Here is a 17,693-nt window from a genome sequence, read left to right on the forward strand (position 1 = left end):
CTCAGGCCGCCTTTTTCTGCGGTGCGGCCGGTACGATATTGCTGGCCATGACTTCGCCGAAAGGCCCCGTCAGTGACTGCTCACCCACGGCCTTTCCCTTGCCCAGCAGTGGGAACACCAGCTCGGCGAAGCGGTACGACTCTTCCAGGTGCGGGTAACCCGAGAAAATGAAGGTGTCGATGCCCAGGTCCGCGTATTCCTGCATGCGCGCCACCACCGTGGGCGCGTCGCCCACCAGGGCCGTGCCCGCGCCGCCGCGCACCAGGCCCACGCCGGCCCACAGATTGGGCGACACTTCGAGCTTGTCGCGCCGCCCGCCGTGCAGGGCCGCCATGCGCTGCTGTCCCACGGAATCCATCTTGCCGAAGGCCGCCTGCGCCTTGGCGATGATGTCGTCGTCCAGGTGGCTGATCAGTTCGTCGGCCGCGCGCCAGGCCGCCTCGTTGGTTTCGCGCACGATCACGTGCAATCGGATGCCGAAGCGCACCGTACGGCCCCGCTTTGCCGCGCGGGCGCGGATGTCGGCGATCTTTTCCGCCACGGCGGCAGGCGGCTCGCCCCAGGTCAGGTACACGTCCATCTGCTCGGCCGCCAGTTCATGCGCAGGCTCCGACGAGCCGCCGAAATACAGCGGCGGATACGGTTTCTGCACGGGCGGGTACAAAGTTTTCGCGCCCTTTACCTGTATATGCTTGCCCTCGAAATCGTAGCCGGCCGCGCCGCCCTCACCCGCCAAGGTGGCGCGCCACACCTTGATGAATTCATCGGAAATCTCGTAGCGCTTGGCGTGGTCGGCAAACAGGCCGTCCGCTTCCAGCTCGCCCTGGTCGCCGCCCGTGACGACGTTGATCAAGAGGCGCCCGTTCGACAGGCGGTCAAACGTGGACGCCATGCGCACGGCCAGGCCAGGCGTGGACAGGCCGGGGCGCACGGCGACCAGGAATTTCAGCTTTTGCGTCACGCTGATCAGGGACGAAGCCACCACCCACGCATCTTCACAGGAGCGGCCCGTGGGCAGCAGCACGCCGTCGTAGCCCAGCGTGTCGGCGGCCACGGCCACCTGGCGCAAATAATCGGCATCGACGGGGCGCGCGCCCTGCGACGTGCCCAGGTAGCGGCTGTCGCCGTGGGTAGGGATGAACCAGAAGACATTCAATGACATGGTGCGCTTTCCTTTTCGTGTTTATTTGGTGCTGGTGGCAAGTTGGCGCGCCGGCAGCAGCGCATCCTTGACGACGATCGGTTTCGGAATCAGCTTCAGGCTGGAAAAGGCGTCCGCCACCCTTTGCTGCGAAGCGATGACATCGACCGAGACGGGTTTGACGCCGTAGGCATAGCGCGAGGCAGCCAGCGCCACCACTTCCGTGCTCAGGCCCGTCTGCGCCGACAAGATCGTCGCCACTTCGTCCGGGTTGTTGCGACCCCAGTCATCGACCTTGGCCACCTCGTCGAGCACGATGCGCAGGATCTCGGGATTTTTTTCCGCATACGTACGCGACGCCAGGTAAAACTGGTAGTTCGCCACCAGGCCCTTGCCATCGGCCAGCACACGGGCGCCCAGCTGCTTTTCGGCGGCCGCCAGGAACGGGTCCCAGATGGCCCAGGCATCCACGCTGCCCCGCTCGAAGGCGGCGCGCGCATCGGCCGGCGGCAGGAACACGGGCTGGATGTCGGCATAGGCGACGCCGGCCTTTTCCAGTGCCTTCAACAGCAGGTAGTGCACGTTCGAGCCTTTGTTCAGGGCGATTTTCTTGCCCTTCAAGTCGGCCAGGGTACGCAGGCCGGAGCCCTTGGGCACGACGATGGCTTCGCTGGCCGGCGACGCCGGCTCATTGCCGACATACACCAGGTTGGCGCCGGCTGCCTGCGCAAAGATCGGCGGCGCTTCGCCCACGGTGCCGAAATCGATGCTGCCCACATTCAAGCCTTCGAGCAGCACGGGGCCGGCCGGGAATTCCGTCCATTTCACGCCCACACCTTGCTCGGCCAGGCGTTTTTCCAGGGTGCCGCGCCCTTTGAGCAGGGTCAGGGTGCCGTATTTCTGGTAGCCGATGCGGACTTCCCCCTTGGCCTGCGCGAGCGCCGCGGCCGGCATGCCGGCCGCCATCACGCCGGCGGCGGCTGCAAATAGCAAGCCCAGAGTGGTACGGCGCGAGAGTCGTTGTGCGTGGCGGTGTGTCATGGCGGTTCCTTGGTCGGTGAATAATCAGGCGGCTTGATAATGGGGAGCGTAAGGCTGGTCTCGCAGCGAGCGGCCGGGCACGGAAGCATCCGCCGCCACTGGCGCTGGCGGGCGCTGCCCCTGCAGCACGAACAGGCCGGTGGAGAGTTCCTCGATGCCGGCCAATACCCGTTCGGCAATCGGCACATCCAGGCTCAGGCCCCGTTCTTCGTGCCAGTCCAGCTGCTGCGCATTGGCATAGATGCTGGTGAAGACCTGCTTGGCGCCCAGCGCATGCAGCACGGGACGCAGCGCATAGTCCAGCGCCAGGGTGTGGGCATGGCCGCCACCCGTGGCCAGCGGCAGCACCAGCTTGCCGGCCAGGCCATCCTGCGGCAGCAGGTCGAGGAAGGCTTTCAGCAAACCCGTATAGGACGCCTTGTAGATGGGCGTGGCGATCACGATGGCGTCGGCGTCGGCTACGGCGCGCACGGCGCGGGCAATCGTCACGTCGTCGTAGTCGGCCAGCAGCAGGGCGCGCGCCGGCAGGTCGCGCACATGCAGCTTGGCGTAGCTATGGCCCTGCAGCGCCAGTTGTTCGCCGATATGCAACAGCAAGCGGCTGGAACTCGATGGTAGCTGGGGGCTACCGCCCAATAACAAGATGCTCATGTGATGCCCGTCCCTGTAGGTTATCGAAAGTGGATCTGCTCGGATGCTTGCAGCCTATCGCCATCATCAGCCGGGTAAAACGAATGCTTTCGCGCTTCGATATGCGTTTTCCGACTATCCGGGCCTGACGCCCCGCACGCCTTGGCGCCAGCAGCCGAGCGGCTTTTTTCGCATATCCATGCGCGGTTTTCTTCGTGTACGGCGCACGCCTGGCGGTGCAATATCGGCTGCATCGTCTTTCTGGAATGTCACTCATGTCTAGCGCTTTTCTCCACGCCACCCGCTCCCAGCCCCCCGCACAGGAACCGCTGCAGGACGCCATCCGCATTGCCACCGCGCTGGCCGCGCGCCTGGCCGAAACGGCCAATGCCCGCGACCAGGCCGGCGGCCACGCGGCCCAGGAACGCGAATGGCTGCGCGATTCAGGCTTGCTGACCTTGTCGATTCCCGTCGAATTCGGCGGCCAGGGCGCATCCTGGCCCCTCGTGTATCAGGTGATCCGCATCCTGGCGCGCGCCGACAGCGCGCTGGCGCATGTCTTCGGCTTCCACCATTTGCAGCTGGCGGGCTTGCAGCTATACGGTAGCGCGCAGCAACAGCGCCGCCTGCTGGCCCTTACCGTCGATGAACGCCTGTTCTGGGGCAATGCCTTGAATCCCCTCGACAAGCGGGTAACGGCCATCGACAGCGACGACGGTTTCATCCTCGACGGCATCAAGAGCTTTTCTTCCGGCTCCGTCGGTTCCGACTGGCTGACCGTCTCGGCCTGGCACGCGCCCACGCAAACGGCGCTGATCGCCGCCCTGCCCACGCGCCAGGATGGCGTGAGCGTACAGGCGGACTGGGATGCCTTCGGCCAGCGCCAGACGGACAGCGGCAATGTGCATTTTCAAGCAGTCGTCCTGCCGCAGGAACTGGTGCTGCAGGCGCCCGCGCAAGCCGCCACGCCGCAAGCCACCGTGCGCTCGCAGATTGCGCAGCTGATCATGGCCAATTTATATCTGGGCATCGCCGAAGGCGCGTTCGAGGCGGCGCGCCGCTACACCGACGAGCAGGCGAAAGCCTGGTTTGCCGCAGGCGTTGCCAAGGCAACGGACGACCCTTTGATCCAGCACCGCTACGGCCAGCTATGGCTGCTGCTGCGCCCCGCGCAAGTGCTGGCCGACGGCGCGGCGCAGGAACTGGAAAAGGTGTTCCGCAAGGGCGCGCTGGTGACGGCGCGCGAACGGGGCTTGCTGGCCGTCTCCGTGGCCGAAGCCAAGTGCCTGGCGCACAAGGCGGGACTGGAAATCAGCAGCCAGATGTTCGAGCTCACGGGCGCCCGTTCCACCTCGGCCCAGTATGGCTTCGACCGCTACTGGCGCAACGTGCGCGTGCATACCTTGCACGACCCCATCGACTACAAGTTGCGCGACCTGGGACGCTTTGCCTTGACTGGCACGCTGCCCGAACCGACCGCGTATTCATAAAACCACGGCCTGGGCGAATCGGTACTTTTGCGCCGCAGGCTATTTAGCGGACTTCCGGCGTCAGACCCGGCGGGTCTGACCCCAGTTCTTCACTCAGCAGGAGTTAACATGACCATCGCCCGCCGCAGCATCCTCCTCAGCGCCCTGACCCTGGCCCTGACGGCCAGCTTCGCCCACGCCAAGGACCCGAAAGAAATCACCATCGGCACCAGCGCCGGGCCGTACGCGGACCAGATCAAGCTGGGCATCAAGCCTATCCTGGAAAAACAGGGCTACAAGGTCAAGCTGGTGGAATTCAATGACTACATCCAGCCGAACTTTGCGCTGGCCGAGGGTTCGCTGGACGCCAACGTGTTCCAGCACATCGTCTACCTGAAGAAATTCGCGCTGGAGCACAAACTGGCCCTGACGGACCTGATTACGATACCCACGGCGCCGATCGCCATCTACAGCAAGAAGCACAAGACCCTGGACGACGTGAAGGAAGGCACGACGGTGGGCTTGCCGAACGATCCGACCAACCAGGCGCGCGCGCTGGTGCTGCTCGACCAGCTGGGCTGGATCAAGCTGCGCGCCAGCTTCGACCCCGTGCGCGCTTCGGAAAGGGATATCGCCGTCAACACGAAGAAAATCAAGCTGCTGCCGCTGGAAGCGGCGCAGCTGCCACGCTCCCTGGGCGACACCGACTACTCCTTCATCAACGGCAATTACGCGCTGGCGTCGGGGCTGAAACTGACGGATGCGCTGGTGGCCGAGAAAATCTCGCCCAACTACATCAACCTGGTGGCCATCCGCACGGCGGACAAGGACAAGCAGTTCGCGAAAGACCTGGCGGCCGCCTACCGCTCGCGCGAATTCCTCGACATCACCAATAAACACTTTGCCGGCTATTCGAAACCCGATTACCAGCAAGCCTTGCAGACGGCGGCAAAATAAGCCATGGCAAAGACGATACGCTTCAACGCCTTCCAGATGAACACAGTGGGCCACCAGTCGCCGGGACTGTGGACGCATGCGCGCGACCGCAGCCACAGCTATACCGACCCCGAACACTGGACGGAACTGGCGCGGCTGCTGGAAGCGGGCTTGTTCGACGCGGTGTTCCTGGCCGACGTGCTGGGCGTGTATGACGTGTACCGGGGCAGCCTCGATGCGGCCCTGGAACACGGCGTGCAGGTGCCGCTGAACGACCCGCTGGCCCTCGTGCCCATCATGGCGCAAGCCACCACGCACCTGGGTTTCGGCGTCACCTGCGCCCTCACCTACGAGCATCCGTACACCTTCGCGCGGCGCATCTCCACCCTCGACCACCTGACGGGTGGGCGCATCGGCTGGAATATCGTCACCGGCTACCTCGATAGCGCGGCGCGCAACCTGGGCTTGAGCCAGCAATTGGGCCACGACGAACGCTACGACCTGGCCGACGAATACCTGGACGTCGTCTACAAGCTGTGGGAAAAGAGCTGGGACGACGAGGCCGTCGTCAACGACAAGGTGCGCGGCATCTACGCCGATCCGGCCCGCGTGCATCCGATCAATCACGTGGGCCGCCACTACCAGGTGCCCGGCATCCATCTGTGCGAGCCGTCGCCGCAGCGCACGCCCCTGCTGTACCAGGCGGGCACCTCGCCGCGCGGCACGCGCTTCGCGGCGCGCCATGCGGAAGCCACCTTTGTCAGTGGCCCCAGCAAGACGGTGGTGAAGCGCTACGCCGACGACTTGCGCGCCGCCGTGCGCCTGGCGGGACGCGATGGCGATGCGCTGCTGATCTACGCGCAGGCGCTGATCATCACGGGCGCCACCGAAGCGGACGCGCGCGCCAAGTACGACGATTATCGCAGCCACGTCAATATCGAGGCGGCGCTGGTGCTGTTGTCGGGCTGGACGGGCGTCGATTTCAGCCGCTACCCGCTCGACGCCACCATCGACTACATCGATTCCCCGGCGGGCCGTTCGGCGCTGGCCTCGTTCAGCCAGGCCGACCCGGACCGCAGCTGGACGGTGCGCGAAGCAGCCGAATACATCGGCCTTGGCGGGCGCGGCCCGGTGCTGGTGGGCGATGCGCGCCAGGTGGCCGACCAGCTGGAAAGCTGGCTGGACGAGACGGGCATCGACGGTTTCAACCTCGCCTTCGCCGTGGCGCACGACAGCATGGCCGACGTGGTGACCCATATCGTGCCGGAACTGCAGCGGCGCGGCCGCTATCGCACCCATTACGAGGAAGGCAGCTTGCGCCACAAGGTCTTCGGTCAGGGCCCGCGCCTGCCTGTCAACCATGCAGGCCGCCAGGTCAGCATCGCACCCACGTCCACGCCCGCCTCTGCGCTGGCGGCCTGACGCCTCTCCCCGACATCCAAGGACACCATGAAACGCAGAACCATCTTGCAACTGGCCGCCAGCGCCGCCGCCCTCACCGCCTTGCCCGGCCTGGCCCGCGCAGCGGCACCCCTGAAGGAGCTGCGCCTCGATTACGCTTACTACTCTCCCACCAGCCTGGTGCTGCGCCGCTTCGGCTGGCTGGAAGAGGCATTCAAGCCTGAGGGCACCAGCATCAAATGGGTGCTCAGCGCGGGCAGCAACCGCGCGCTCGAATACCTGAACGCCAACAGCATCGACATCGGATCGAGCGCCGGCCTGGCTGCCCTGCTGGCCCGCGCCAACGGCAATCCTATTCGCGCGCCGTACATTTTTTCGCGTCCCGAGTGGACGGCGCTGGTGGTGCGCAAGGATAGCCCCATCCGCAGCATCGCCGACTTGAAGGGCAAGAAGGTGGCCGCCACCAAGGGTACCGACCCGTATCTGTTCCTGCTGCGCTCATTGAAAACGGCGGGCCTGAAACGCGGCGACATCGAGCACGTCAGCCTGCAGCATGCCGATGGCCGCGCGGCGCTGGAGCAGGGCAAGGTCGATGCGTGGGCCGGACTCGATCCGCACATGGCCGCCAGCGAACTGGAAGCCGGTTCGCGCCTGATCTACCGCAACGTGGCCTTCAACACCTACGGTTTCCTGAACGTGCGCGAAGACTTCCTCGCCAGCCGCCCAGCCGAAGTGGGCAAGGTGATACAGGCCTACGAGCGGGCGCGCGCCTGGATACGCGCCTATCCGGCAGAAGCGGCAAAAATCCTGTCGGAGGAGGCCAAGGTCAGCCTGCCGGTGGCGCTGCTGCAGGTGAAGCTGCGCAGTGACTTCAGCAATCCGCAGCCGTCGAGCGAACATGTCAAGGCCCTGCTGGTGGCCGCGCCCATCCTTGTCGAGGAAGCGCTGGTCAAGCCGGGCGCCGACGTGAACCGCGCCATCGCGGACCTGGTCGACACGCGCTTCGCCCAGCCCTTCCTCAACAAGGCGTAAGCGATCATGGCCAGAGACACGCTCGCTGCGCCAGCACCGGCCCACGACACGGGCGTCCGGCACAGGCTCTTTCGCCAGCCTTTGCCACGCGCGGCGCTTGGCCTGCTGCTGCCCGCCCTGGCGCTGCTGGCGGCGGAAGTGGGCGTGCGCACGGGCGCCATTCCCGCCAACCTGCTGCCGGCGCCCAGCGACATCGGCGCCACCATCGCCGAGCTGGCGCGCCAGGGCCTGGCCGGCCATGTACTGGCCAGTACCGTGCGCGTGGCCATCGGCTTTGCCGGCGGCACTCTGCTGGCCATCGTGCTGGGAGCGGCCGTGGGCTTGAACCGCACGATAGAGGCGCTGCTCGACCCCACGTTCCAGGCCCTGCGCGCGATTCCCTCGCTGGCCTGGGTGCCCTTGCTGCTGCTATGGCTGGGCATCGATGAAGCGCCCAAGCTGGTGCTGATCGGCATCGGCGCCTTCTTCCCCGTCTACATGGGCGTGGCGTCGGGCATCCGCGACGTGGACCGCAAGCTGATCGACGCGGCCCGTCTGTACCGTTTGAGCCGCCCAGTACTGGCGCGGCGCGTGCTGCTGCCGGCCGCGCTGCCCGCCATATTCACGGGCTTGCGCAATGGTTTGAGCCTGGCCTGGATGTTCATGGTGGCGGCCGAACTGATCGCCGCCAGCCAGGGCCTCGGCTACCTGCTCAGCGACGGACGCGAAACCAGCCGCGCCGACATCGTACTGGCCGCCATCGTGCTGCTGGCCGTGCTGGGCAAGGCCAGCGACAGCCTGATGCAGCGCCTGGAAACCCGCTTGCTCGCCTGGCGCGACAGCTATACACCCTCTGACGAAAGCGCCCACGCATGACGCCCCTGCTCGACATTGCCATCCGTGAAAAATCCTATGGCGCGCAGCGCGTGCTGCACAATCTGCAATTGCAGCTGCGCCAGGGCGAAATCGTCAGCCTGATCGGCGCCAGCGGCTGCGGCAAGAGCAGCCTGCTGTCCATCGTGGCGGGCCTCGATGCGGACTTTCGCGGCATCCTGCGCCTCGACGGCAAGCTGCTGGCGGGAGTGCACGCTGACATTGGCCTGATCTTCCAGGAGCCGCGCCTGTTTCCCTGGCTGACGGTAGCGCAAAACATCGCCTTCGGCCTCGGTGCTGGCGGCGAGCACGATCCCAGGGTCGCGCAGTTGCTGGAGGAAGTGGGCTTGCAAGGCCACGCTGACAGCCTGCCCAAGCAGCTGTCGGGCGGCCAGGCGCAGCGGGCGGCGATTGCCCGCGGCCTGTTTGGCCAGCCCCGCATCCTGCTGCTGGACGAACCGTTTTCCGCCGTCGACGCATTTACCCGCATGAAGCTGCAAGACTTGCTGGCGGCCGTCGCCGCGCGCCATGGCTTGAGCGTGCTGCTGGTGACGCACGACATCGATGAAGCGCTGTACCTGAGCGACCGCATCGTCATGCTCGATACGCGCGCCGGGCCGCCGCGCGCCCTTTACGACGTGGCCACGCCCCGGCCGCGCCTGCGCACGCCGACGGCGCAAGCCCCATTGAAGGAGGCCATCCTCGGCGAACTGCATGCCGCGCACGCGATCTGAGGCTTGCCCACGGCCGCCAGTGACAAGCCTTGTCATTCATGTTAGCTTGTCATGTTGAACACAAACAGGCGGCGACGTGCACTTCCCTTCCCCTCCCGGCAAGCTCTTTTCGGCGCTGCTCTGCGCCATCCTGACCCTCAGCCCCATCACGGCGCATGCCGACGCACCGCCAGAAACCGGCCAGTCCATCCACATCAACAGCATCCGCAATCCGGAATTGAAATCGTACCGCGTGATGGCGGCCGGCCTCGATGCCTTCGATGAACACCACGCACTGGCGCCGAAAGCGCGCGAAGTGCGCTTTCAGCTGGTCGCGGGCAGCCGCGCGCCCGCCGACGCCATGCAGGACCTGAGCTTGCGCATCGCCGGCAATGAAACCGCGATTGCCCTGCCGCTGGCCGCCGACGGCAGCTTTACGCTACCGCGCAGCGCGCAGGCAGACAGCGAGGACGCCGACCTGATCACCAACAAGAAAAAGGGCCAGTATCGCTGGCAGCCCGTCATCCACAGTGACGGCGTGCCAGCCGGCATGCGCCGCCTGGGCGACCTTCGCCTGCAATGCCAGGTGACGATCGCCATCGCCAAGAAAGAGATCCCGTTCTGGGTACGCACGCTGGTCGGCACCCTGCTGCGCACCACCGACTGGTGCTCGTCCGAACGGCTCAAGATGGGCACCCGCAGCGATGCGCCACTCGCCAGCGCCACCATGCTCGATGGCGAACAGCGCATTGCCCTGAAGGTGGAAAAGGAGGGGCGCTCCTTCCTGTCTCCCATCGGCGACACCCGCTATGCCGACGATACCCTGATCGAGCTGATCTACCAGCAGGATGCTGCCGGCGCCCCGTCCGCCTCCCCGTGAGCGTTTGCATCCGGCCCCATTCCATGTCAGCATATGCCACCTTGGCAACACGGATAAGGATTGCAATGCCCCTCACTCTTACACGCGCGCTGGCACTGGCGCTGCTGGCAGGCCATGCTTCCCTGGCATTGGCGCAGGCGCCAGCCACGCCACCGACGCCGGGCTGCGATGTCTGCGCCACCTGGAACGCCGACCAGGCGCCGTTCCGCATCTTCGGCAATACCTATTACGTGGGCGTGAAGGGCCTCAGTTCCGTGCTGGTGACGTCGCCGCAGGGCCATGTGCTGATCGACGGCGGCTTGCCGGAATCGGCGCCAAAGATCATCGCCAATATCAGCGCGCTGGGTTTTCGCATCGAGGACGTGAAACTGATTCTCAATTCGCACGGCCATATCGACCATGCGGGCGGCCTGGCCGAGCTGCAGCGGCGCAGCAATGCACTGGTGGCCGCCAGCCCGTCGGCGGCGCTGGACCTGGCGTCGGGCGAAGTGGGGCCGGACGACCCGCAATACCACGCGCTGCCCAAGTACCCTCCCGTCAAGGACATGCGCCTGGCGCGCGACGGCGGCCATTTCAATGTCGGCCCCATTGCATTGACGGCGCACGCCACGCCGGGCCACACGCCCGGTGGCCTGAGCTGGACCTGGCAATCGTGCGACGGCCCCCGCTGCCTGAACATGGTGTACGCCGATAGCCTCAACGCCGTCTCGCGCCCAGGCTTCAAGTTCAGCGCCAGCAGCGAATATCCGAACGTGGTGGCGGAATTGCGCCACAGCTTCGAGACCCTGGAAAAACTGCCCTGCGACGTGTTCATTTCGGCGCACCCGGAAGCGTCGCAATTGTGGGAGCGGCTGGAGGCGAGCGTCACGGGCGGCAGCGATGCCTTCGTCGACCCGCAGGCTTGCCGCGCCTACGTGGCGGCGGCGCGCACCTTGCTCGACGCGCGCCTGGAACAGGAAAAACAACCGTGAATTTGCCAGTGACCTTGTCAACCGTGCACGCTGGCGTGACGCCAATCTGCTACGCTGGCGCCATTCATTTGAAGAAGGAAATGCCATGTTCACACTCGCCAGACTGATTCCCCTCGCCGCCATCGTCGCCATCACTGCAGGCTGCGCGCAAGCGCCCGTGCGCAGCGACGCTGCCGCCACCGCGCCAGGCGCTACCTCGCCCGCCAAGCCGGCGCCCAAGCTGACGGGCACGCAATGGAAGCTGAAGGAATTGAAGGGCAAGCAAGTGGTGCGCAGGGCGCCTGAACAGCGCGAAGTGACCCTGCTGCTGGCCGAAGGCCGCGCCAGTGGCCACAGCGGCTGCAACCAGATGATGGGCGGCTACACTAGCGATGGCGTCAGCACCTTGAACTTTGGGCAGATGGCCGGCACCATGATGATGTGCCAGCCGCAGGACATGGACCTGGAGCGCCTGCTCTTGACCACCCTGGGCGAAGTCAATGGCTACCGCTACGCCGACCAGGAATTGCTGCTGCTGAAAGATGGCGTGCCCGTGGCGCGTTATGAAGCGCTGACGGTGAAGTAAGGTAATTACAAAGCCAGGATTATCTCCTGGCATGAAGAGTGATCGAAAAACGTTCAGGGCAAGGCGCGGCGCCGCAGGCAGTACGCTAGTACGCCAAGGCGCTGCAACGCCGCCATGGACGTTTTCTCGGCCACTCTTCAATCGTTGCGCATCTGCGCCTGCGAAACATTGCTATTTGGCGGCACGCTCTGCGTCAGCCACACATTCCCCCCGATGGTCGATCCTGCGCCGATGGTGATGCGCCCCAGCACCGTCGCGCCCGCGTAAATGACCACGTCGTCCTCGACGATGGGGTGGCGCGGCGTGCCCTTGATCAGCGCACCGCTGGCATCCGCAGGAAAGCGCTTGGCGCCCAGGGTGACGGCCTGGTACAGGCGCACGCGCTGGCCGATGATGGCCGTCTCGCCGATCACCACCCCCGTGCCGTGGTCGATGAAAAAGGACGCGCCGATGTGCGCGCCAGGGTGGATGTCGATGCCCGTCAAGGTATGCGCGATGTCGGCGATCAGGCGCGCCAGGAACGGCGCGCCCAGCGCGTGCAGGCGATGCGCCAGGCGGTGGTACAGGATGGCGATGGTGCCCGGATAGCACAACATGATCTCGGCCACCGAGGTGGCGGCCGGGTCGCCCGCGTAGGCAGCTTGCACGTCCGACACCAGCAAGGCGCGGATGTCGGGCAGGCTGGCGGCAAAGGCGCGCGTGATGTCGCGCGCCTGCTGCGCCAGCGCCGCATCGTCGCTGGCGGCATCGTGCTCCTCGCCGGCCGGCACAGAAAATAGCAAGCCGCGCCGCACCTGTTCGCTGAGGCGGTTCAGGGTGGTGTTGAGCGTGTCGCCGACAAAATAGTCGATGCTTTCATCGGTGAGATTCGGCCGCCCGTAATGGGTGGGGAACAGCGCCGCCGACAAGCCGTTGACGATGGTGGTGAGGGCTTCGCGCGACGGCAGTTCGCGCACCCTGCCGTTATGGCGGATCTTGTGCTTGTCTTCGCGCGAGCTGCGCAAGGCCTGGATCACGGGCCCCAGGTTCCACTGGGCCGTATCGTCGGCAGGCGCTGCGGGATCATTGCTGTGCATGGCGTATCACTTCCAAAAAATGGCAAACAGGCCGGGTCGCCCCAGCTTAGCGGTGGCAACAAGCGATGCAAACGAAGAATTTCAAGATTTCATATGCGAAAAACGCATATGGATGGCAAACAGCGTCGGCGCCAAACCCGATTCCGGTCACTAGCGTAAAATGACGGACTAACAAAAACACTCTTCAACATGACTAAATTATTAACCTGGATTTTGGCGGGCCTGGCGATGGTCGGACCGCTTGCAATTGACACCTATCTGCCGTCTTTCCCCGCCATCGTGCACGATTTCAATGCCAGCCCCCTGCTGGTGCAGCAAACCCTGAGCTTTTTCCTGTTCACGTTCGCCTTCATGATGCTGTTTTACGGCACCCTGTCCGATTCCTTCGGCCGCCGTCCCGTGATTCTCGTTTCGCTGGTGCTGTATGTGATCGCCTCCGTGGGCGCCGCGCTGGCGCCGTCGCTGGGCTGGCTGCTGGCCTGGCGCGTGCTGCAGGGCCTGTCGGCGGGCGCCGGTTCCGTGATCGGCCGCGCCATCGTGCAAGACCGCTATTCGGGCGCCGCCGCGCAAAAAATCCTCTCGCACATCATGATGGTGTTCGCGCTGGCACCGGCCATCGCCCCCGTGCTGGGCGGCTGGCTGCAGGTGGGCCTGGGCTGGCGCTGGATCTTCTGGTTCCTCACGGCGTTTGGCGTACTGATGTTCGTCGTCGTCTGGCGCGCGCTGCCGGAAAGCCTGCCGAAGGAGCAGCGCCACGCCTTCCACCTGGGCGACATCGCCGTCAACTACTGGAAAGTGCTGTGCCACCGCCAGTTCCTGCTGCTGTCGACGGCCATCGGCGCCGCCTTTGGCGGCTTCGCCCTGTACATCGGCTCGGCCGCCTACTTCATCATCAACATCCTGCATTTGCCGGAAACGGCATTCGCCTGGCTGTTCATTCCCTTAATTAGCGGCATGGTGTTCGGCTCGGCCCTGTCGGCGAAAATCGCCCACCGCTACAGCCAGCGCCAGATGATCTGGGCCGGCTTCATCCTGATGCTGGTGGCAGCGCTGGCCAACATCGGCTACAACTATGTCTTTGCCGCCGAAGTGCCATGGGCCGTGCTGCCCCTGTTCTTCTACTCGTTCGCACTGTCCATCGCCATGCCGCCGATGACCCTGATGGCCTTGAACCACTTCCCCAACAACAGCGGCCTGGCCTCGTCGATGCAGTCGTTCATCCAGATGCTGCTGTTCGCGCTGGTGTCGGGCCTGGTGGCGCCGCTGCTGTTCGACAGTGCGCTGAATCTGGCGTATGGCGTGATGGCGGGACTGCTGGTGAGTTTATTGTGCTGGGTGTTTGCGCAGGGCGGTTCTGCGGAAGTTGCAGCGAAGTAAAGTCACGCATACCAACGCGGTAAAAACTGGGGTCAGACCCGGCGGGTCTGACCCCAGCAGTTAATCAAGGCCACGGCGCTGGCGTCACATCCTGGTATTGCACCCCGCCCTGCTCCGGTTCAGCCGCATCGCGCGTAGTTGGCTGGTTCAAGGAACCGGCGGGCGAACGCAAACTCAAAATCTCCTTGCGCGCCTCGACGAAGTCGGCGGAACTCAAGGGATGTTGCTGGTCGGGCCAGTGGCTGACAGCCCATTCCTGCAAGGTTTCAAAGCGCCGCCACAGTTCGGCGATGAATTCGCGGCGCGCCTGTTCCTGTGCTTCTTCCTCCTGCTGCGGCGTCTTTCCGGCGCCTTCCCCGATAGGTAACTGCATGGCTGCTCCCTGGCTGATCAATCGTCCTGTCAGCCTACGCAGGGACCAGCCAGGCGTCTGTTCGCGAACGAACAGAGGATTTATTCGGGCATCTTGCGGAAGCCGACGGCCAGGCGGTTCCAGGTATTGATGGAGCCGATGGCCAGGGTCACGTTGACCATCTCCGCCGGCGTCAATTGCTGCGCCAGCGCCGCATAGTCTTCGTCCGACGCGTGATTCTGTGGCAACAGGGTCAGCGCTTCCGTCCAGGCCAGCACGGCCCGCTCGCGCGGCGTGAAGAACGGCGTTTCGCGCCAGACGGACACCGCATACAGGCGGCGCTCCGTCTCGCCCGCCTTGCGCGCGTCGCTCGTGTGCATGTCCACGCAAAAGGCGCAGCCATTGATTTGCGAGGCACGCAGGCGGATCAGCTCGAGCAGCGAATGTTCCACGCCCAGCTTGGCGATGGCCGCTTCCAGCGCATACATGGCCTTGACGGCGTCCGGCGAAGCTTGTGTGAAATCGAGTCGTTGCTGTGTCATGATGCATTCCTTGATAGAGTAGAGATGCACTATTGTAGAAGTGCAGGAAGCGCGCGCGGCAGGCCAATCCTGCCGAAAAACGGCAGACCACCAACAGATACTCCATGGAATTACATATCCTGATCGACGGCACGCGCGACCTGGGCGGCCAGTTGTATCGCCAGCTCAGCGAAGCCATCCGCTCGGGCCGCCTGGCCGACGGCCAGCAATTGCCGCCCTCGCGCCTGCTGGCCAGCCAGCTGGGCCTGTCGCGCAAGACGGTCTCCGACGTGTATGAGAAGCTCGCTTATGAAAAGCTGCTGGTAGGAAAGGTCGGCGTGGGCAGCTTCGTGCAGACCCCGCATGCCTCGCCGCAGCGCCGTCACGCCAGCACGCCGCTGGCCAGCGCCGCGCGCATCGCCCGCTGGGAAGCGACGCCCACGCCTTTGCGCCGCGCCAGCCAGGAAACGCCCGCCCGCTACGCCTTCATCGGCGGACGCGCAACGCCCGCGCACTTTCCGCAAGATGAATGGCGCGCCTGCATGCTGCACGCGCTGCGCCAGGATGGGCCGGCGCGCGGCCGCTATGGCCCCGTGGAAGGCTTGCCGTCCCTGCGCGCGGCAATCGCCGGTCACGCCGCCTTCAGCCGCGGCATCCATTGCACCGAGGAACAGGTGCTCGTCACCAGCGGCGCGCAGCAAGCTTTGCATCTGCTGGCGCTGACCCTGCTGGAAGCGGGCGACACCGTTGCCGTGGAAGAACCCGGCTACCCGGTGGCGCGCGCCGTGTTCGCCAGCCAGGGCGCACACGTGGTGGGCGTCGAACTGGACGAGGATGGCCTTGTCGTCGCGCAAATCCCCGACGGCACGCGCTTGATCTATGTCACACCCGCACATCAATTTCCGCTCGGTATGCCGATGAGCATAGCGCGCCGCCATGCCTTGCTGGAGCGGGCCCGGCAGCTGGGCGCCATCATCATCGAGGATGATTACGACAGCGCCTTCCGCTACGAAGGCCGGCCCGAGGATGCGCTGCAAAGCATGGACCGCTACGGCGTCGTCGCGCACGTGGGCAGCTTTTCCAAGATCATGCTGCCGGAATTGCGGCTCGGCTATGCGGTGCTGCCGCAAGCCCTCGTGGCCGCCGTGCAGACGGTGAAATACCTGGCGGATTGCCATACCGCCAGCCTGGGCCAGCATGCGCTGGCCAAGTTCATCGGCGATGGCCATTTGCTGCGCCATATACGCCGCTGCCACGACATTTATGCGGGGCGGCGCGAACGGCTGCAGCACTGGTTCAACGGCCCGTTGTCGCCGTGGTTCCGCCTGGTGCCGGCCAGCGCCGGCTTCCACGTGGCGGCCCTGGCCCAGGCGCCGCTCGATATCGCCGCATTGCTGCGCCGGGCGCGCCTGGCCGACGTCAGCCTGTATGCGCTATCTGGCTTTTACCATGGACCCGCCCGCCATGAGGGCCTGTTCCTCGGCTATGGCGCCATCGACAAACTCGATATCGACACGGCGCTGGCCCGCGTGCTGGCGATCCTGCACGAGATCGCTCCCCTGCCCCTCAGCGGGGTTGCCAGCCGGGTTGCCAACGATAGTGCCCCGTGATCGGATAGCTGAATAAAATGTTTTCCTCGCGCGCGCCCTCACCGATGTTGTGGATGATGAGCGGCACGCCGCTCCACGACTGCTTGTCGCTGACGATGCCGATGTGCGTGAGGTTGCGCGGCAGGCGCCAGGTGACGATGTCACCCGCGCGGTAAGCGTTCGCTTCCTTGGCTGGCGGCAAGCTGGTGCCGTGGCGGGCAAAGAAAGTGCCCAGGTTGGGCACGCGGCGGTGGTCGATATTGCGATCCGGCCCCTTCATCTGCCAGCGTCCCTGCTGCTGGTACACCTGCCACGCCTTGCGCATGTCTTCGTGCACCAGCACCTGCAAGTCCTGCCCCAATTGGCGGTAGGTGCGCACCACCACATCCGTGCACACGCCCCGCTCGAGCGGCACGTCGCCGCCCGGATAGGCGAGCCGTTCATAGCGCGGATCGTACTGCAAGGTCACGCCCACCTGGCTGCGGGCGGCGACGACGAGGGCTTGCGCGGTGGCAGGGGCTGCCGAGGCCAGCATGGGCGCCAGGACAAGCGCCAGGAGGGAGAGCAGTTTGATTGGCATCAACGTCGGTGGTCGGATGGAAATGCCAACTTTACCGCAGCGGCAGGGAAAACGTCGGACGCTAAGTAACCCCCAATAAATTATTGTGATTTCTGACTTCCATAACCGGCGCTCTGCGGCGTTGCCCGCTGCTAGCAGTGCTCGCACTGCGTCGCAGCGGGCGCCTTGCATAGCATCCGGTTCTGTTCGTCATAATTTCACAATAATTTCCTGAGGATTACTTACGCCGGCCAGCTGCGCCAGGTGGGTGGGGAAATCCACGGCCGGGCCAGCCGCATTGATGGTCTCAAAGTAATCATGCCAGCCCGTGGCGGCGATACCGGCCAGCAAGGCGTCCAGCGCCGCCTCGTCCGGGAAGCGCCAGACAGCATAAAATTGCTGGCAAGCCGCATGCAGCTTGCCGCCGTCGACGGCGCCCATGGCCAACGCTTCGGCGCCGATGCCCGACAAGGCCGCCATGCCGGCGCCCACCGTGTCGAAATACGCCTGGCGCGCGGCGCCATCAAGGGCCAGCCAGGCGGGTTTCGGGCTGTACAGTTCTAACAGGTAATGCATGCTTGCTCCTTG

19 protein-coding genes are annotated in these 17,693 nt (G+C 65.1%); 11 read left to right on the forward strand and 8 right to left on the reverse strand.

What is annotated here, in order from left to right:
• Position 1: 1 nt before the first annotated feature.
• From ssuD to ssuE, 3 genes are read right to left on the reverse strand one after another with little or no spacing between them, the layout of a single operon-like run.
• Positions 2 to 1,162, reverse strand: coding sequence for an FMNH2-dependent alkanesulfonate monooxygenase (ssuD, locus tag ACQ4W0_RS13170; protein ID WP_436550937.1), 1,161 nt, complete (start codon positions 1,160 to 1,162; stop codon positions 2 to 4).
• 21 nt (positions 1,163 to 1,183) lie between these two features.
• Positions 1,184 to 2,182: a sulfonate ABC transporter substrate-binding protein gene (locus ACQ4W0_RS13175; protein ID WP_436577121.1), complete on the reverse strand. Its 999-nt coding sequence runs from the start codon at positions 2,180 to 2,182 to the stop codon at positions 1,184 to 1,186.
• A 24-nt stretch (positions 2,183 to 2,206) separates the two neighbouring features.
• The gene (gene ssuE, locus ACQ4W0_RS13180; protein ID WP_436577122.1) at positions 2,207 to 2,833 is read right to left on the reverse strand and encodes an NADPH-dependent FMN reductase; all 627 of its coding nucleotides are present in this window, start codon (positions 2,831 to 2,833) and stop codon (positions 2,207 to 2,209) included.
• A 254-nt stretch (positions 2,834 to 3,087) separates the two neighbouring features.
• Between ssuE and ACQ4W0_RS13185 the strand changes: the two genes are divergently transcribed.
• The 9 genes from ACQ4W0_RS13185 (at position 3,088) to ACQ4W0_RS13225 (ending at position 11,631) form a co-directional block, all read left to right on the forward strand.
• Entirely contained in the window at positions 3,088 to 4,302 is a 1,215-nt protein-coding gene (locus tag ACQ4W0_RS13185) for an acyl-CoA dehydrogenase family protein (protein ID WP_436577123.1), read from the forward strand.
• Positions 4,303 to 4,410: 108 nt separating this feature from the next.
• Entirely contained in the window at positions 4,411 to 5,238 is an 828-nt protein-coding gene (locus ACQ4W0_RS13190; protein WP_436577124.1) for a MetQ/NlpA family ABC transporter substrate-binding protein, read from the forward strand.
• Positions 5,239 to 5,241: 3 nt separating this feature from the next.
• Positions 5,242 to 6,639: an LLM class flavin-dependent oxidoreductase gene (locus tag ACQ4W0_RS13195; protein ID WP_436577125.1), complete on the forward strand. Its 1,398-nt coding sequence runs from the start codon at positions 5,242 to 5,244 to the stop codon at positions 6,637 to 6,639.
• 27 nt (positions 6,640 to 6,666) lie between these two features.
• Entirely contained in the window at positions 6,667 to 7,650 is a 984-nt protein-coding gene (locus ACQ4W0_RS13200) for an aliphatic sulfonate ABC transporter substrate-binding protein (protein ID WP_436577126.1), read from the forward strand.
• Positions 7,651 to 7,656: 6 nt separating this feature from the next.
• Positions 7,657 to 8,505, forward strand: a complete 849-nt coding sequence (locus tag ACQ4W0_RS13205; protein WP_436577127.1) for an ABC transporter permease — start codon at positions 7,657 to 7,659, stop codon at positions 8,503 to 8,505.
• Positions 8,502 to 9,236 carry an ABC transporter ATP-binding protein gene (locus ACQ4W0_RS13210; RefSeq protein ID WP_436577128.1) on the forward strand — a complete coding sequence of 245 codons (735 nt, stop codon included), beginning with the start codon at positions 8,502 to 8,504 and terminating at the stop codon, positions 9,234 to 9,236. Before ACQ4W0_RS13205 ends, ACQ4W0_RS13210 begins: the two co-directional genes overlap by 4 nt.
• A 76-nt stretch (positions 9,237 to 9,312) precedes the next feature.
• Positions 9,313 to 10,095, forward strand: coding sequence for a hypothetical protein (locus ACQ4W0_RS13215; RefSeq protein ID WP_436577129.1), 783 nt, complete (start codon positions 9,313 to 9,315; stop codon positions 10,093 to 10,095).
• A 65-nt stretch (positions 10,096 to 10,160) separates the two neighbouring features.
• Positions 10,161 to 11,066 (forward strand): subclass B3 metallo-beta-lactamase, encoded by a 906-nt coding sequence (bla, locus tag ACQ4W0_RS13220; RefSeq protein WP_436577130.1) that lies wholly within the window; start codon positions 10,161 to 10,163, stop codon positions 11,064 to 11,066.
• A gap of 85 nt (positions 11,067 to 11,151) precedes the next feature.
• On the forward strand, positions 11,152 to 11,631 hold the full coding sequence (locus tag ACQ4W0_RS13225) for an META domain-containing protein (protein WP_436577131.1): 480 nt from the start codon (positions 11,152 to 11,154) through the stop codon (positions 11,629 to 11,631).
• 137 nt (positions 11,632 to 11,768) lie between these two features.
• Here ACQ4W0_RS13225 and epsC read toward each other — a convergent pair whose 3' ends face one another.
• Positions 11,769 to 12,707 (reverse strand): serine O-acetyltransferase EpsC, encoded by a 939-nt coding sequence (gene epsC / locus ACQ4W0_RS13230; RefSeq protein ID WP_436577132.1) that lies wholly within the window; start codon positions 12,705 to 12,707, stop codon positions 11,769 to 11,771.
• Between the two features lie 189 nt (positions 12,708 to 12,896).
• Between epsC and ACQ4W0_RS13235 the strand changes: the two genes are divergently transcribed.
• The gene (locus ACQ4W0_RS13235) at positions 12,897 to 14,084 is read left to right on the forward strand and encodes a multidrug effflux MFS transporter (RefSeq protein ID WP_436577133.1); all 1,188 of its coding nucleotides are present in this window, start codon (positions 12,897 to 12,899) and stop codon (positions 14,082 to 14,084) included.
• 64 nt (positions 14,085 to 14,148) lie between these two features.
• Here the strand turns inward: ACQ4W0_RS13235 and ACQ4W0_RS13240 are convergent, their stop codons facing one another.
• Both ACQ4W0_RS13240 and ACQ4W0_RS13245 read right to left on the reverse strand, forming a co-directional pair.
• Positions 14,149 to 14,457 carry a hypothetical protein gene (locus ACQ4W0_RS13240; protein WP_436577134.1) on the reverse strand — a complete coding sequence of 103 codons (309 nt, stop codon included), beginning with the start codon at positions 14,455 to 14,457 and terminating at the stop codon, positions 14,149 to 14,151.
• Between the two features lie 80 nt (positions 14,458 to 14,537).
• Positions 14,538 to 14,978: a carboxymuconolactone decarboxylase family protein gene (locus tag ACQ4W0_RS13245; protein WP_071078442.1), complete on the reverse strand. Its 441-nt coding sequence runs from the start codon at positions 14,976 to 14,978 to the stop codon at positions 14,538 to 14,540.
• Positions 14,979 to 15,082: 104 nt separating this feature from the next.
• Between ACQ4W0_RS13245 and pdxR the strand changes: the two genes are divergently transcribed.
• The gene (gene pdxR, locus ACQ4W0_RS13250) at positions 15,083 to 16,567 is read left to right on the forward strand and encodes a MocR-like pyridoxine biosynthesis transcription factor PdxR (protein ID WP_436577135.1); all 1,485 of its coding nucleotides are present in this window, start codon (positions 15,083 to 15,085) and stop codon (positions 16,565 to 16,567) included.
• Here the strand turns inward: pdxR and ACQ4W0_RS13255 are convergent.
• Both ACQ4W0_RS13255 and ACQ4W0_RS13260 read right to left on the reverse strand, forming a co-directional pair.
• Positions 16,524 to 17,126: a DUF1287 domain-containing protein gene (locus tag ACQ4W0_RS13255; RefSeq protein ID WP_436577136.1), complete on the reverse strand. Its 603-nt coding sequence runs from the start codon at positions 17,124 to 17,126 to the stop codon at positions 16,524 to 16,526. The two genes, pdxR and ACQ4W0_RS13255, sit on opposite strands and share 44 nt — an antisense overlap.
• Before the next feature lie 189 nt (positions 17,127 to 17,315).
• Positions 17,316 to 17,681, reverse strand: coding sequence for a DUF6616 family protein (locus tag ACQ4W0_RS13260; protein WP_436577137.1), 366 nt, complete (start codon positions 17,679 to 17,681; stop codon positions 17,316 to 17,318).
• Positions 17,682 to 17,693: the final 12 nt, after the last annotated feature.

It is taken from the genome of Janthinobacterium breve (genome assembly GCF_051380895.1).
GTDB lineage: Bacteria > Pseudomonadota > Gammaproteobacteria > Burkholderiales > Burkholderiaceae_D > Janthinobacterium.

Bases quoted from the DNA above. Each gene is read 5' to 3' on its own strand.
- ACQ4W0_RS13245 (WP_071078442.1), bottom strand. From the start codon at position 14,978: ATGACACAGCAACGACTCGATTTCACACAAGCTTCGCCGGACGCCGTC.
- ACQ4W0_RS13195 (WP_436577125.1), top strand. From the start codon at position 5,242: ATGGCAAAGACGATACGCTTCAACGCCTTCCAGATGAACACAGTGGGC.
- ACQ4W0_RS13205 (WP_436577127.1), top strand. From the start codon at position 7,657: ATGGCCAGAGACACGCTCGCTGCGCCAGCACCGGCCCACGACACGGGC.
- ssuE (WP_436577122.1), bottom strand. From the start codon at position 2,833: ATGAGCATCTTGTTATTGGGCGGTAGCCCCCAGCTACCATCGAGTTCC.
- ACQ4W0_RS13235 (WP_436577133.1), top strand. From the start codon at position 12,897: ATGACTAAATTATTAACCTGGATTTTGGCGGGCCTGGCGATGGTCGGA.
- ACQ4W0_RS13175 (WP_436577121.1), bottom strand. From the start codon at position 2,182: ATGACACACCGCCACGCACAACGACTCTCGCGCCGTACCACTCTGGGC.
- ACQ4W0_RS13185 (WP_436577123.1), top strand. From the start codon at position 3,088: ATGTCTAGCGCTTTTCTCCACGCCACCCGCTCCCAGCCCCCCGCACAG.
- ACQ4W0_RS13260 (WP_436577137.1), bottom strand. From the start codon at position 17,681: ATGCATTACCTGTTAGAACTGTACAGCCCGAAACCCGCCTGGCTGGCC.
- ACQ4W0_RS13200 (WP_436577126.1), top strand. From the start codon at position 6,667: ATGAAACGCAGAACCATCTTGCAACTGGCCGCCAGCGCCGCCGCCCTC.
- ACQ4W0_RS13240 (WP_436577134.1), bottom strand. From the start codon at position 14,457: ATGCAGTTACCTATCGGGGAAGGCGCCGGAAAGACGCCGCAGCAGGAG.
- ACQ4W0_RS13255 (WP_436577136.1), bottom strand. From the start codon at position 17,126: ATGCCAATCAAACTGCTCTCCCTCCTGGCGCTTGTCCTGGCGCCCATG.
- bla (WP_436577130.1), top strand. From the start codon at position 10,161: ATGCCCCTCACTCTTACACGCGCGCTGGCACTGGCGCTGCTGGCAGGC.
- epsC (WP_436577132.1), bottom strand. From the start codon at position 12,707: ATGCACAGCAATGATCCCGCAGCGCCTGCCGACGATACGGCCCAGTGG.
- ACQ4W0_RS13190 (WP_436577124.1), top strand. From the start codon at position 4,411: ATGACCATCGCCCGCCGCAGCATCCTCCTCAGCGCCCTGACCCTGGCC.
- ACQ4W0_RS13225 (WP_436577131.1), top strand. From the start codon at position 11,152: ATGTTCACACTCGCCAGACTGATTCCCCTCGCCGCCATCGTCGCCATC.
- ACQ4W0_RS13210 (WP_436577128.1), top strand. From the start codon at position 8,502: ATGACGCCCCTGCTCGACATTGCCATCCGTGAAAAATCCTATGGCGCG.
- pdxR (WP_436577135.1), top strand. From the start codon at position 15,083: ATGGAATTACATATCCTGATCGACGGCACGCGCGACCTGGGCGGCCAG.
- ssuD (WP_436550937.1), bottom strand. From the start codon at position 1,162: ATGTCATTGAATGTCTTCTGGTTCATCCCTACCCACGGCGACAGCCGC.